Origin of the sequence: Streptomyces sp. ISL-36 (assembly GCF_018614205.1) — a bacterium.
Taxonomy (GTDB): Bacteria; Actinomycetota; Actinomycetes; order Streptomycetales; family Streptomycetaceae; genus Streptomyces.
Map to the genome: position 1 here is coordinate 69,604 of NZ_JAGGOS010000024.1, position 13,767 is coordinate 83,370.

A 13,767-nucleotide genomic window follows, 5' to 3' on the forward strand; every position below is an offset into this window, starting at 1 on the left:
GAGCCGGGAGTGTAAGGAAGGCAGGAGACGCTTCGCAGGGCGTTCCTGCACGTCAGGGTGTTGGAAGGTGGGCGCTTCAGTTGGCGAGTCCCGCCAGATGTGGCGCTCAGTCACACAGATGTGACTGAGCAGCCGATCTGGCCCTTTAGCGCTTGGGTTGACCCGTCTGAGCGTTGGGGTTGGCCCGGCCAGTGCGACCGCGCGATAGATGTCATTGCGCCGAGGGGACTGGCACCAACGGCCGGTGATCAGGCCGGCCGAGGCGCTGCGACCCCGACCCCGTGACCAGTGCAGATGGGCCCAACACTGGTGGCGCCCAGAGCGAACCTCCGGAAGAGGGCCGCATTCGCCCTGCAGGCCTCGGTGACGGTGATCATGGCGCTATGGAAAATGAGATGAATCCCTCTGAATGGTGGCTGATCGGAACAAACTTCGCTGTCGCTGGCGGGACTCTGCTCGTGGCGGGCGTGGCCGCGGTCGTCGCCATCCGCGAGGGCCGTCACCGGGATGCCGAGCGTCGGGAGCGGGAATCAGCACAGGCCCGGCTGGTTACCTGCGCAGTTCGGGAGTATTCGAACGTCACAATCACGAACCACAGTGGCCACCCCCTCTTGGACGCTCAGGTCATCGGGCTAGTCGATCCGAAGACACGAACCCTCCGCGCGGTCGAAAGCGAGCGGAGCGGAACGATCAACGCTGGAGCTCTCTGGGAATGGCCCCTTCCCGATGAGCTCCTCTCCAAGATGGAGATCGGTGCTGGCGAATCACTGGTTCCGTCCATCCGCTTCATGGATGCTTCCGGAGTCGAATGGGAACGCGAAGGCGACCTCCCCCCAAGGCCACGGACAGCAACGGAACGCCGACCACGGCGGCGGAAGTGACGCGATCGAATCCGTCGTCGACTGTGCCGCAGGCTGCGATGCCACGGCTCACCTGTGCGGGGGCCCTGCTCGCCTAGGGCGGGCCATCTCTCGCGCTCAGCTGGGGCCAACTCAGGCGGTAAGGGGCCAACCTGGACGCTCAGTCACACCAGATGAAGGCCCTGTCGCGGCGAGCGGGGGGCCTTCGCTGCTTCTCGACCCGCGAAGTGGACGCCGAGCCCGTGAGGCATCTTTACGGCGTAAAGAGCGGGGTGTGTGCGTCCAGGTGGCGTCACGGTCGTTAAGCTCCAGCCCGAGACACACACCAGCACCACCCCCCAGGAGCGGCGAATGGCCGGCGCGCAGAACGACGGACTCTCCGTAGCGGAGCGACGAAGGCAGAAGGAAGCCGAGCGTCAGGCCGCTGCCAATGGCGGCGCCGCCGGCAACGGTGAGATCGCGATCACCGAGCTCGCCCACAACCCGCGCAATGCCCGCGCGGCCCTAGAAGAGATCGAAGGCCTGGCGGACACTTACGCGACCGTCGGCGTGCTGCAGTCCTGCGCCGTGATTCCCGCAGCCACCTTCCGCGCGGCGTTCCCCGAGCACGATGACGACATCGCCACGGCCCGCTATGTCGTCATCGGCGGCAACCGCCGCCTCGCCGCAGCACGCCATGCCGGCCTTGCGAAGTTGCCGATCCTGGTCAACACCAAGGCGCAGACCCGCCGGGACATCCTCATCGCCGCGGCAACCGAAAATCTCGCCCGTGAAGAGCTGAAGCCGCTCGAAGAGCTCGCCACTATCGAAGAGCTGAAGGAGGTCCTCGGCACCTACGACGCCGTCGCCCAGCAGCTCGGCAAGTCCGCCGGCTGGGTCTCCCAGCGCCGCCGACTCCACAACCTGCAGCCGGAAGTGCGTGAGGCCCTGGAGGCCCGGGCCGACGGCATGACCATCGAGCTGGCCCGCGAGCTCGGGAAGATCAAGGACCGGGAGTGGCAACTGAAGGCCTGGGAGGACGAGCGCCGGCTGGCTGCCGAGCGCGCCGCCGATCCCAAGGCGATGAAGCAGGACAAGGGCAAGAAGGCACGGAAGAAGGTGCCCGCCCAGGGTGGTTCAGGCGCTGGGAAGACCGAGCTGGACGCCGAAGCCAAGGCACGCCGAGAAGCGTGCGCTCTGGCTGTCGGGGCGAACGAAGGTGACCCCACCCGGGTGTTCATCATCGCCCTCCAGTCGCCGGTCTCCCCTGACGAAGCTGTCGCGCTGGCTTCTCACTGGGTTGCGGAGGCAGGCGGCAGCGCCACGAGCCTTCATCTGTCAGCCCTGGCGGGAGAGGACGGCAGTGCGGAGCAGCATCAGGCGGCGCTTGCCCTGGCGCTTGCCCACTGCGAGCTCTACATGACCCGTACCAACGGCAGCGACACCGCCCACGCCCGCGCATTTGTGGAATGGCTGGAGACGTACGCCGACTACCAGCCGGCCGATGATGCCGTACCCGCCGCGACGGCATAGACCGGAGACGCCGTGACTACTGACCCCTTTGCCCTGCCAGAGGACACCGGCCGCAAGACCCGCGTCCTGACCTTCACCAACGGCTCCGCCGGCTCGGGGAAGACAACAGCCGCGGCCGCGCTCGGCTACGCGGCCGCGTCACGCGGCAAGAAGGTGTGCATCCTCGGCATGGACAAGCAGCGGGACGTCTCGCGCCTGCTCGGCTACGACGACCCCGACGGGGACGAGGAACTGCCCACCCTCTACGACGTCATCGACGATGTGTGCACGCTCGACGAGGCGGTGGTGCCGGCGCGCAACAGCAAGACCGGCGAGCCCATTAAGAACCTGTGGGTCGTGCTGGAGTCCAAGAAGCTGGAGTCCCTCGAGTACAAGCTGGCCGGCCAGACGGCCCGTGAGCTGTGGCTGTTCCGGCTACTGCCGCAGCTGCGGGGCCGCTTCGACATCGTTGGTGTCGACTGCCCCGGTGACGTGAAGCTGGCGACGATAGGGGCCCTCATCGCCGGGGACGAGATCGTCGGCTGCACCAAGTCGCAAGAGAAGGAAGCCCGGGGCCTCACCGAGCTTGAGGACAAGATCACCGAGGTTCACGCGGCCTACGGGCACATCGGCATGCGCGACGGCATCGACTGGGTCGTCATCGGTGACGGAGTCACCAACAACTCGCAGGGAAAGGTGTATGCCGACATAGAAAATCAGGTGCGCGAGGCCTACGGAGACCTTGTCGTGAAGCCGACCGTCCGCGACGACGTGAAGGTGCCCGAGGCGTACACGGCTGGGCAACCGGTGACCCTCTACAACGCCAAGTGCGATGCGGCGGTTGCCTACACGAAGATCGGCCGCCAGATGAAGCTGTACCGCTGACAGCTACGACGTAGAGACCTCTGCCCAGGCTCGCGGCCCTCGCCGCGGGCCTGGGTTCTTTACGGCGTAAAGACGGCCGAGATCGCCGTCACGCCCCCTCCAGTGATCACTTTTCGTTGACGATCAGGCCTGCACCGCTCGCGAATCGGGCCAACCGTCAGCGGAGCGTGAGAGTGTGAAAGCCGCTCAGGCGATGAAGCAGATACGGGAGGGGCGGCAGCACGTGACCGCGAAGACGACGAAGCCGGTACTCACCCGGGCGCACCGCGTCCTGATCTCCGTGGTGGTCGCCGGCGCGGTCATCATTGCCGCGATCGGGTTTGCCGGCTCGTACGCCGCGGTGCGTGAGCTCGCCGTGCAGAAGGGGTTCGGTGACTTCTCACTGGTCTTCCCTATCGGCATCGACGCTGGTATCTGCGTCCTGCTCGCCCTGGACCTGCTGCTGACATGGTTGCGGATCCCGTTCCCGCTGCTGCGGCAGACCGCCTGGCTGTTGACCGCGGCGACGATCGCGTTCAACGGTGCCGCGTCCTGGCCTGACCCGCTCGGCGTTGGTATGCACGCCGTCATCCCGGTCCTGTTCGTGGTGGCCGTGGAGGCCGCCCGCCACGCGGTGGGCCGGATCGCCGACATCACCGCCGACAAGCACATGGAGGGCGTGCGACTCACCCGCTGGCTGCTCTCTCCGCTGCCCACCTTCCTGCTGTGGCGGCGCATGAAGCTGTGGGAGATCCGCTCCTACGAGCAGGCAGTGAGGCTGGAGCAGCACCGGCTCGTCTACGAGGCGCAGCTGCAGGCCCAGTACGGGCGTCGCTGGCGTCGCAAGGCGCCGGTGGAAGCGCTCATGCCGCTGCGACTCGCCCGGTACGGTGTGCCGCTCGCCGAAACCGCCCCTCACGTCCTGGAAGAGGCCGGCCTGGACCTGAGCGCCGCGGTGACGATGGAGCGCGCCGACGGCCAGGTAGCGGCCGAGCCTGCGGCCGGCGAGCACCAGCGGGCGCTGGACGCCGGCCAGAGAGAAGCTGCCAGGCACAAGGTGAGCAAGGTCGAGGAGCAGCTGCCGGAGACCGAGCCGGCGGCCGCGCCGCAGGACATCGTGGACGCCGGCCAGGCCGCAGCGGAGCCGGTGACCGATCGCTGGCCGGCCACGCCACATCTGACCGATGACCGGCCGGCCGTGGCCGACGACGTCGGCGTCCTCCCCGGCCGGGACGACTTGGTCGAGCGCCAGGCCGTCGCCGAGCCCCACCCGTTCTTCGAGCCGTCCACGCCACAGCCCTTGACCGCACCGGCGCCCCCGATGGTCGACGAGCCGTACGTGAGTGAGCCGGTAGCGGCGCCGACCGCCGCCGTGGCCGGCGAGCACCGGGCCGGCGGGGGAGTGCCGGAGCAGACGTCACTGGAGCTTCCCTCCGCCCGGTCGGCGGAGCCTTCCGGTGAGCCGACCGTCTGGGAGTCCACCGTCACCGATGCAGGAGCGGCGACTGCGCGGCTGCCCGAGCAGCAGACCGACGAGCCGGAACTGGACCCGGTCCAGCAACAGATTGTGACCGTCGCCGAGTGGCTCATTGAGGCGGAGGAAGTCGAGGGGAAGCTCTCCGGCGCCGAAGTCGCCCGGCGCCTCGGCCTGTCGCCGCGGACCGGCCAGCGACGTCTCGACAAGGCCGCCGAGTATCTGGCCGAACAGCGCCGGCAGCAGGGCCGCGCACACCTCCGGTCCGTCCGGAGCTGACTGACTCCCCTTCCCTCAGTGGCCGATGACCGTGGCCGGTCATCGGCCACCGCCATGTCCGGGGCCCGCCGGCCATGACCGGTCGGCGTGTGGCCAGTGGTCGTGACCGATGGCCGGCGCCCCGCCCGTGGCCGCCGACCAGCCCGGCGCCGATGACTGGTCACGCCCTCGTCGGCCATCGGCCATGACCGATCCGCCGCCCATCGGCCACGCCTTGCCGTGACGGATCCACCCCTCCCGAGCCCTCACCCGCCGCCCGGGGAACCAGGCTTGCCCACCACCCCGGAGGGCTTGCCCAGAGTTGCATCGACCGGTCACCACAGGCTTGCCCACCACCCCGAAGGGCTTGCCCAATCGGCCACCAGAGGCTTGCCCGGCCCATGGGCAAGCCTGCCATCTGCTCTTTTAGTGAGCTGGGCAAGCCTTCGGGCAAGCCGGCTTGAGGAGAGTTCACGGCACGAGATCCGAAAGGAGACGTGCCGTGCTCGACGTACAGCACCCCGCCCCCACCACCGGCGGGATCTTTCACCGCCTGGATGCGGAGTGGGTAGCGCTGTGCGCAGACGCCGCCGTCCAGGCCGCCGTGGCCGACTGGCTGGTGGCCGATCGGCTGGCCGACGACGTCGCCGCCGTGACCGACGACGTGACCGATGCCTGGGTGCACACCCTCGGCCCGGCCCCGCTGCTTGCCGCGCTCCGTCCCGGCGACGGTCACCTGACCGACGAGCTGACCGATGCCGTGCTCCGCGCCCTGCTGCGCCGCGCGGCCGGCCGTGACCGATCGGCCACCCTCGCCGCCCGCATCGTCGTCCAGGCGATGATCCCGGCCGCCGTCCGCATCACCCGCGGCCAGGTCCGCCCCTTCGGCGGCCGGTCCTTCGACGACATCGGTCACATGACGGTGGCCGCTCTCTTCGAGGTGGCGCGCTCCGGCCGGATCCACACCCGGCCCGGCCGGCCCGCCGCCAACCTCGCCCTGGACACGCTCCGTTACGTCTGCGCCGAGCTGGCCGCCGACTGCGAAGCGCGCGCCGAGGACCTGGCCGCCGCTGAGGACCTGCCCGACCGCTCCCCGGGCCCGGCCCGGATGGCCGAGGCCGCCGTGGTTCGCGCCGCTGCCGCGGCCGCCGGCCTGACCCCCGCCGGGCCGGCCTGTGAGGCCGAGGCAACGAGCGCCCGCCTGGAGCTGCTCGAGCTGGTTCTGGACGCGATGGACGCCGGCGCCCTCTCGCCCGCAGACGGTCGCGCCATCGCCTGGCACTACACCGCCGCCGTCCCGGACACCGAGGCCGCCGCCCGCGCCGGCACCACGGCCGGCGCCTGGCAGCGCCGGCGCTCGCGGGCCGTGGTCCGCCTCACGGCCGCGCTCCAGCTGAGGTGCGCGGCATGACCCCGACTTCCTCTCCGGCCATCGTCCGCCCGCTGCCACGACAGGAGTTCCGCATGCCCCAGACCACCAAGGCGCCGCTGGACGCCGACGAGGAGCGCGTCACCCGCGCCCAGCGTCTGCTCATCCAGCTGGGCGCCGCCCTGGTCTCCCAGCCCTTCGACACCCGCACCCACGACCAGCTTCGGGCCTTCCTCGCCGACGACGCCGACGACGTCCTGGCCTCCCTGCAGGCGCTGCAGCAGCGCCCCGAGGCCGAACTGCGGCGCCGGGTCGCCGAGCTCGTCGGCCACAACCTGCTTCCCGCCGGGGGTGCGGCATGAGGAACGGTGTATGGACCCGCCGCCCCCCGAAAGGCGCTGCCGCACGGCGCGATGAAGTCGAGCCGCAGGACTGGGACATCGACGAGGGGCCGCAGGACGTGGCCGGCTGGTCGACCGGCGCCCAGGCGAACATGTCGGCCGCGATCCGCTGGACGGCCTGGGGGCTGCTCATCCTCGGCCCGCTGCTCGGCGCGTTCGCGTACCTGTCGGCGCCGGCGCAGGCCGGCGCGTCACAGAAGAAGCCGGCTCCCACCGCGCCGGCCGCGACCGGGGCTCAGGGCGCGGCCGGCCTAGCCCAGCTCTTCGTCGCCGCCTACATCGAGGCGGGAGAGGGCGACCAGGCCAAGCTCGCTGCCTACTACCCGGACGCCACGGGCCTGCGCCTGGAGGGCGATTCGGGCCGGCGGCGCGGTGAGCAGCTCACCGTCGTACGGCTGCGGCAGACCGACCCAGGCGTCTGGTCGGTCACGGTGGCCGCCCGGATCACCGACACCAAGGCTCCGGCCAAGCCGTCGGACGGCGATCGGCCCGACGGCAAGGGCGATGCGAAGGCCGCCGCGGCCCGGGCCGTGCGGTACTTCCAGGTGCCCGTCGCCACCGCGCCCACGGCCGGCGGTGCGAGCGGATACACCGCGCTGGCGATGCCGGCCGAAGTCGCCGCCCCTGAGCAGATCAAGGCCCCCGCGCTCGTCTACGGGCCCATGCGGCCGGCCCTGCCGACGGATCCGCGTACGCAGGCGGTCACCGAGTTCTTGACCGCCTACCTCACCGGCGCCGGTGAGCTCGACCGCTACCTGGCCCCCGGCACGAAGCTCACCGCCATCGCCCCCGCGCCCTACACCGGCGTCGCCGTCGACAGCCTCGCCATCGAGGGCGAGAAGGGCACCGAGCCGGTGACCACCGTGCCCGGCGACGGCACCACGCTTCGGCTCCTGGTCGCGCTGCGCGCCACCGGCCACGACGAGGTCCGCCTCCCGCTCACCTACGCCCTCGCTCTCAAGACCCGGGGCGGCCGGTGGGAGATCGCCAGCCTCGACGGCGCCCCCGCTCCCGCACGCCCGGCAACACCCGCCACCGGAGTCAGCGCCCCGCCGTCCACGCTCAACCCCACACCCGCCACCCCCGAGCCCGCCTCCGCCGACCGAACCAAGACAGCCGCCACCCCGGGGAGCCAGCTGTGAGTCACACTTTCGCCCGCCCCATGACCCAGCGCGTGACAGGCGCCCTGGCCTGGTTCACCGTCTGGGCCGCCGCCATCGGCACCCTGCTCCTGTCATTCACCGGCGTGCCGCATGCCTGGTGGCCCGAAACCGGACACGCCTTCGCCGCCAGCGATCCCTCCCGCACGCAGCCAGCCCCGTCTCGCGCCGAGGGCAGCGACGCCTGCGACCTGATCGTGGGCCCGGCCGGCGACTACTGCCGGAAGAGCGGCACACGGGCCGCCCAGCCTGTGACCGGCGGCCACGCCGGAATCACTCCGGGACGGGCGCTGCTGCTCGTACCGGTCGCAGTCGGCATCACTTTGGCCGTGCATCTGCGGAGGAAAGCCCGATGACCACTGCCCGAGCCGGTGGCCGTCACGGCGTGGTCATCGCCGCCCCGGCTGTGCAGCTGTGTGCCTTCGGCACGGCCCCCACCCCCACGCCCTGACAAGGAGAAGACCTGTGCACGACACCGTTACCCTCGCCGCCGGCTGGATCCAGACCGGCACCGGGCTCGGCAACGACATCAAGGACCTGATCTTCAACGTCGCCATCCCCGTGCTCTGCGGCGCCTTCGTCGTCATCGTCGGCGTCAAGACGAAGGCGCCTGGGCCGACGATCATGGCCGTGATCTTCGCGGCGATCGTCTGGGGCGGCTCCGCGAACATGGACACGCTCAAGGACAAGACGACCGAGGACATCACCCAGTACGACGGCGGAGGCGGCACGCTCACCGGGCCGGGTGACCAGTGACCACCAACCTGGTCGACGCCGCCGAGGCCGACGGCGAGCTGATCGGACGCTGCTACACCAAGGCCCGCCGCGCTCCGCTGGTCCACGGTGTCATCCGCGACGTCAACGGCGGCCGCGGGATCCGTCTGCCGGGCGGCCCGTACACGCTCACTCAACTCGCCGCGATCGTGGGCACCTTCGTGGTGCTCATCCTCACCCGCAGGGTGTGGGGCGGACACGGCGTCTTCGATGCGGTGTTGCTGCTCGGCCTGCCGTTCGCGGCCGCGTTCGCGCTGCGGCACCTGCACATCGACGGCCGTAACCCGGCAGCTGCTCTGGTCAGCGTCGTGACGATGCTGACCGGCCCCAAGTGGGGCCGGCTGCACGGCCGGCCCTTCCGGCCCGCCCGCCCTACCCGCGCTGACGCCCGCGTCACCCTCGCCGCCTCCGGCGAGCCCCCGGCCCCCGCCGCTCCCACGGTGCGGCGCATGCCCGCCGCTACCGCACCCGCCACCCGATCCGCCACCGATGCCGCTACAGGCACCCCCGTGGCATCCGGCGTGCAGGCCCTGCTGGCCCGCCGCACCACAACCGCCGAGAAGGAGGATTGAGATGCGCCTGCCGATCCGGCACGTCGCCAACAACCTCGTCTTCACCACCCACGGCACCACCTGGGCGATCTGGCGCGTGGCCGCCGCCAACTACTCCCACGCGCCGGCCACCGCGAAGAAGCGCCGACTGAAGGCACTCGAGTCGCTGTTCAAGAGCCTCACCGGTGAGCCGATGCTGATGTCGCTGTGCCCCCAGGTCGACCCGATCGCCGTGGTCCGCGCCATGGTCGCCGACGTCGACCTGAAGAAGTCACCGCGCTACGAACGGCTCGGGCACGCGGTCCTGGACCAGCTCGAGACCATGGAGCTCACCGGCCGCACGGACTGGCTCGCGATCCCGCTGCCGCCGCTGTCCCGCAAGGACGCCGCCCTGTCCGCCCTCTCCGCGGCCAAGGCCGAAGTGGCCCTGCAGCTCGGGCTGATGCCCGCGCCGATCACCACGGACGAGATCGAGCGGCGTACCGAGCAGGCCAAGCGGATGCACGCCCAGTGGCCCACCGGGGTGTCGATGCGGCCGGCGACCGAGGCAGAGATCCTGTGGATCTACGGGCACAGTGCCCGCCGCGGACTGGCGGAGCCGTTCCTTCCCGACGGCACCGAGCCGGGCGTGCGCGGCCGCGGACGTACCGTCGCCGCGCTCGGGGAGGTCCTGCTCGCCGAGGGCGGCACTGACTTCACCGACCGCAAGACTGTGCCCGGCAATCCCTTTGAGCGCCGCTTCCTGCAGGTCTCCTCCGAGTGGGGCGACTCCTACCAGGCCATGCTCGCTCTGTCCGAGATGCCGGAGGCCTTCGCCCTGCCCGGGGCTGCCTACCTGCAGCAGCTGGACGATCTGGCCTATCCGGTCGACTGGACGGCCCGGCTGGTCGTCACCCCTGGCTCCAAGGCGGAGGCGAAGACGCGTAAGCGGGCCCGGCACTTGAAGGCGCAGGCCGCGGAGTACCAGGGCGACCCGGCCGGGCCGCCTGCTGCGCTGGCGAAGAACGAGGCCGACAACGACGAGTACCGCGACCGGCTCACCGCCTCCGCCCGCGAGGTCGAGATCCGCGCCATGGTCACCCTCGCCGTGTGGGGCGCCACCGCCGACGACGCCCAGGACCGCGCCGCTGCCCTCGCCAGTGATTTCGGCGCCACCGACTACACCTTCAGCCGGCCGGTGGGGGAGCAGGCCAACCTCTGGCATGCCATGCTGCCAGGCTGCCGTACCCCCCGAGTGATGACCGGATATGCCCAGTACCTGCTCGCCCGCGACTTCGCGATGGCCATGCCCTGGTGCGGCTCCCAGCTCGGGGATGAGCGCGGCGGCCTGTTCGGTCTGCAGCTCGCCTCAGGTGGTGCCCGGCCCGTCATGGTCGACCCGGCCCGCGGTCCCCGCGAGAACGCGAGCGCGTCGATGGCGTTCATCGGGGAGCTCGGCGCCGGCAAGTCGGTGGGTCTGAAGTCGGCGGTCTACAACGTCCTGGCCCGCGGTCACCGGCCCGGCAAGCCCGGCTCGCGCGGCCGCGCCGTCATCGTCGACCGCACCAAGGAAGAGGAATGGGCGCGGTTCGCGCAGGCCTGCCCCGGCACCACCCAGGTCATCCGCATCGACCAGAGCGCCGAGGTCTCCCTCGATCCGCTGCGCCTGTACGTCAAGGACAGCCCCAAGGTCGCGGCACGCTTCTGCGAGTCGTTCCTGACCCTGCTGCTCGGCGTGAAGCCGATGGACCTGGAAGGCGTCGCCCTGTCCGAGGCCGTTCAGGCGGTCCTGGAGCGGCCCGAGCCGTCCATGGCAGCGTTGATGGACGAGCTCACCCGCCGCGGCGAGCACGACGTGCCGGCCCGTAACCTCGGCCGGAAGCTCAAGGCCGTCGCGCGCAAGGACCTCGCCGCAGTCGTCTTCGACGACACGCTGCCGGTCGTCGACACCGCCCGGGCCGACTCTGTGGTCTTCCTCGTCAACTCCCTCGCGCTGCCGAAGAAGAGCGAGCTCGCCTCCGACCACCGCATCGAGCGCCTGGAGTTCGAGAAGGTCCTGGGCCGCTCACTGATGTACCTGATCGCCGCCGTGGCCCGCGAGACCGTCATGCGGCACAAGAACGAGTTCGGCGTCGCCGTCTTCGACGAGTGCTGGTGGCTCACCTCCAGCGACGAGGGCCTGGAACTGCTCCTGGAGCTCATGCGCGACGGCCGCAAGCACAACGCCGCCGCCTACGTCGGATCGCACGACCCGGACGACATCGGGCCGGCCGACAGCGAGAAGGGCGCCATCATCCGCGGCCTGATCCCGCACCGGCTCCTGTTCCGCCAGACCACCCGCTCCCTGGCCTCCCGCGGGCTGGAGTTCCTCGGCGTGGACGCCACCGACGCCGAACTGCTCGACCTGGTCACCGCCGGCCTGTCCCCGCTCGACCTGCCCGACGAAGAAAAGCTCGCCCGCGCCGGTGAGTGCCTCTACCGCGACCTGGCCGGCCGCATCGGCCTCATGAAAGTCGTCATCCCGCCGGACGACGCCATCACGCGGGTCATCCACACCACCCCCAGCGACTACCGGGCCGCGGCATGACCGCGATCCTCAACTGCCGGATGCGGCTGCGCGCGCTGGACTCCGCCCGGTTGCGCCTGGCCTTGCTCTTCGCGGCCCTCGCCGCCACTACCCTCACCCTGCTCACCTCCCTGCCCGCGTACGCCGAACCGACCCCCACCCCCAGCACGCCGGCCGCCCCGGGGCAGCGCACGCCCACGCCGGAGGAAATGGCGGAGATCGAGCAGCTTCTCAAAGAGCAGGGCGAGCGGCTGAGCAAGTCCGCCCAGGCGGCGATGCTCGAAGCGGAGAAGGAGCGGCTGCGCAAGCTGCTGCCCGACGAGGGCGGCGTGCTGGGCGTCTTCAACGTCACCGACGCCAACGGCCTGCCCATCAGCGTCTACACCGTCAAGTCGGACACCGGCGGCCTGACCGACTGGGACCTGGGCATTCAGAACCTGCTCACCGAACTCTGCTTCATGATCACCAAGTGGGTGATCGCGTTCTGCTGCTGGCTCATCGCCTGGTCGCTCTCCTTCGGCTTGGCCAAGCTGCTGCTCGTCCCCGTGCTGTCAGTCGCCAACTCCCTGCACACCCGCGTCATTCTGGAAATGGGCCTGCCGACGCTGTTCCTCGCCGTGTGCGCCCTCGTCTGCGTCGCACGCATCTTCTTCGGCGACAAGGCCCGCGGCTGGGGCGACGCGGCCCTGTCCCTTCTCCTGTCCGCCCTGACCGTCACGCTGCTGGCGTCCCCGCCGCAGGCCCTGCTCGGGGAGGAGACCGGCGCCATCGCCGTCACCCGCGGCCTGGCGCTGGAGGTCGCCGACGTCATCCTGGACGCCAACCCGGCCACCCCGGAGAAGAACGACGGCGTCACCACGCCGGCGACCGGCGCCACCCTGTCCCGGCCGCTCACCGACGCGCTGACCGACGCCTTCATCGTCAAGCCGGCCATGCTCCTGCAGTACGGCCGCGTCTTCGAAGGCGAGTGCGCCACCGAGTACGCCGACACCCGCCTCAAGCAGCTCGCGTTCGACCGTGCCGTCCACTCCCGCACCAACAAGATCAAGAAATACAGCGCCTACGCCGACTACCTCAGCCCGATCGCCTGGGCGGGACTGCCCGGAGCCTCCACCGCCATCAACACCGGCACCGACATGTCCACGCGCTGGGCTGTGGACCACTTCGGGGACCCGCCGATGGAGCGCTTCGAAGAGAAGTGCGTCCCCGGGGATGTCGACGCGGCGAAGAAGGCCTCGCTCGACAAGCTGGGCGGCGGCTTCTTTCTCCTGATCGCCGCCTTCATCGTCACCTTTCTGATCACCGCGCTCGCCGGCAACTTCCTTGTCGCCCAGTGCGGCATCGCCTGGGACGCCGTCCGCGGGGAGCCGGCCCTGATCGCCGGAACCATTCCCGGCGCGGGCCGGGCGTTCCTGTGGGACTGGGCAGCCTCCGTCCTGCACAGGCTGGGTCAGATGCTCGTATCTGTTGTCGGGCTTGCCGTGCTCATCCTGATCATCCAGGCCGTCCTCAACCCCGTGCAGGATGACTGGGGCCGCGAACTCAGCCTGCGGTTCCTCGTCGTCGACATCGTGTGCATCGGCGCGATCAAGAAGCGCAAGAAGCTCGCCGCCCGCTCCAAGCAGGTGGCGGCCAACTTCCGCGCCAAAATGTCCAATGCCCGCATCGGCGGCACGCACGGCTCCATCTTCACGCCGCCGGCGACCGCCACCGTCCCGAAGAACCGGCACATCGGCCGCAAGGTCGCCCGCGGTGCCGTCAGGACCGCGCTGGTCGGTGTCTCGCTCGCCCAGGGCAATCCCCTGGGAGCCCTCGCTTATTCGATGCCGCAGACCGTGGGCGCCACCGTGCTGGCATCCCGCCTCAACGCCGGCCGCCGCGGCCGGCCGCACCGGGCACGGCCCGCCGGCCGCCCCGGGCCCCGTCCTGGCAACCAGCCGGGCCCCGGCCCGCAGCCTGGCAACCCCGGAGCTCCGGGTACTGCGCCGCCGGCGCCGCACGGCCCGCAGCCGCCCCAGGG

12 protein-coding genes are annotated in these 13,767 nt (G+C 70.7%); all 12 read left to right on the forward strand.

Going from position 1 to position 13,767, the window contains the following annotated elements:
- Nucleotides 1-383: 383 nt before the first annotated feature.
- On the forward strand, nucleotides 384-881 hold the full coding sequence (locus tag J7E93_RS06780; RefSeq protein ID WP_215066402.1) for a hypothetical protein: 498 nt from the start codon (nucleotides 384-386) through the stop codon (nucleotides 879-881).
- A gap of 330 nt (nucleotides 882-1,211) precedes the next feature.
- Nucleotides 1,212-2,372: a ParB/RepB/Spo0J family partition protein gene (locus tag J7E93_RS06785; protein ID WP_215066403.1), complete on the forward strand. Its 1,161-nt coding sequence runs from the start codon at nucleotides 1,212-1,214 to the stop codon at nucleotides 2,370-2,372.
- 12 nt (nucleotides 2,373-2,384) lie between these two features.
- Nucleotides 2,385-3,236: a ParA family protein gene (locus J7E93_RS06790; protein ID WP_215066405.1), complete on the forward strand. Its 852-nt coding sequence runs from the start codon at nucleotides 2,385-2,387 to the stop codon at nucleotides 3,234-3,236.
- 193 nt (nucleotides 3,237-3,429) lie between these two features.
- Nucleotides 3,430-4,968: a DUF2637 domain-containing protein gene (locus tag J7E93_RS06795; protein WP_215066424.1), complete on the forward strand. Its 1,539-nt coding sequence runs from the start codon at nucleotides 3,430-3,432 to the stop codon at nucleotides 4,966-4,968.
- A gap of 481 nt (nucleotides 4,969-5,449) precedes the next feature.
- A complete protein-coding gene (locus J7E93_RS06800) occupies nucleotides 5,450-6,358 on the forward strand; it encodes a hypothetical protein (protein WP_215066407.1) in 909 nt (302 codons plus the stop codon).
- Nucleotides 6,355-6,678 (forward strand): hypothetical protein, encoded by a 324-nt coding sequence (locus J7E93_RS06805; protein WP_251066147.1) that lies wholly within the window; start codon nucleotides 6,355-6,357, stop codon nucleotides 6,676-6,678. The genes J7E93_RS06800 and J7E93_RS06805 overlap by 4 nt, the downstream gene beginning before the upstream one ends.
- A complete protein-coding gene (locus tag J7E93_RS06810; protein ID WP_215066410.1) occupies nucleotides 6,675-7,859 on the forward strand; it encodes a conjugal transfer protein in 1,185 nt (394 codons plus the stop codon). The genes J7E93_RS06805 and J7E93_RS06810 overlap by 4 nt, the downstream gene beginning before the upstream one ends.
- Nucleotides 7,856-8,233 carry a hypothetical protein gene (locus J7E93_RS06815; RefSeq protein ID WP_215066412.1) on the forward strand — a complete coding sequence of 126 codons (378 nt, stop codon included), beginning with the start codon at nucleotides 7,856-7,858 and terminating at the stop codon, nucleotides 8,231-8,233. Before J7E93_RS06810 ends, J7E93_RS06815 begins: the two co-directional genes overlap by 4 nt.
- Nucleotides 8,234-8,342: 109 nt before the next feature.
- Entirely contained in the window at nucleotides 8,343-8,633 is a 291-nt protein-coding gene (locus tag J7E93_RS06820) for a hypothetical protein (protein WP_215066414.1), read from the forward strand.
- Nucleotides 8,630-9,223 carry a hypothetical protein gene (locus J7E93_RS06825; RefSeq protein ID WP_308367947.1) on the forward strand — a complete coding sequence of 198 codons (594 nt, stop codon included), beginning with the start codon at nucleotides 8,630-8,632 and terminating at the stop codon, nucleotides 9,221-9,223. The genes J7E93_RS06820 and J7E93_RS06825 overlap by 4 nt, the downstream gene beginning before the upstream one ends.
- Nucleotide 9,224: 1 nt before the next feature.
- The gene (locus J7E93_RS06830; protein WP_215066415.1) at nucleotides 9,225-11,768 is read left to right on the forward strand and encodes an ATP-binding protein; all 2,544 of its coding nucleotides are present in this window, start codon (nucleotides 9,225-9,227) and stop codon (nucleotides 11,766-11,768) included.
- Nucleotides 11,765-13,767, forward strand: a 2,003-nt coding sequence (locus J7E93_RS06835; RefSeq protein ID WP_215066417.1) for a hypothetical protein, incomplete at its 3' end; no start/stop codon positions are given. The genes J7E93_RS06830 and J7E93_RS06835, both read left to right, overlap by 4 nt.

Excerpts from the sequence above, each read along its gene's own strand:
- J7E93_RS06805 (WP_251066147.1), top strand. The coding sequence starts at position 6,355 with ATGACCCCGACTTCCTCTCCGGCCATCGTCCGCCCGCTGCCACGACAG.
- J7E93_RS06810 (WP_215066410.1), top strand. The coding sequence starts at position 6,675 with ATGAGGAACGGTGTATGGACCCGCCGCCCCCCGAAAGGCGCTGCCGCA.
- J7E93_RS06780 (WP_215066402.1), top strand. The coding sequence starts at position 384 with ATGGAAAATGAGATGAATCCCTCTGAATGGTGGCTGATCGGAACAAAC.
- J7E93_RS06830 (WP_215066415.1), top strand. The coding sequence starts at position 9,225 with ATGCGCCTGCCGATCCGGCACGTCGCCAACAACCTCGTCTTCACCACC.
- J7E93_RS06795 (WP_215066424.1), top strand. The coding sequence starts at position 3,430 with ATGAAGCAGATACGGGAGGGGCGGCAGCACGTGACCGCGAAGACGACG.
- J7E93_RS06785 (WP_215066403.1), top strand. The coding sequence starts at position 1,212 with ATGGCCGGCGCGCAGAACGACGGACTCTCCGTAGCGGAGCGACGAAGG.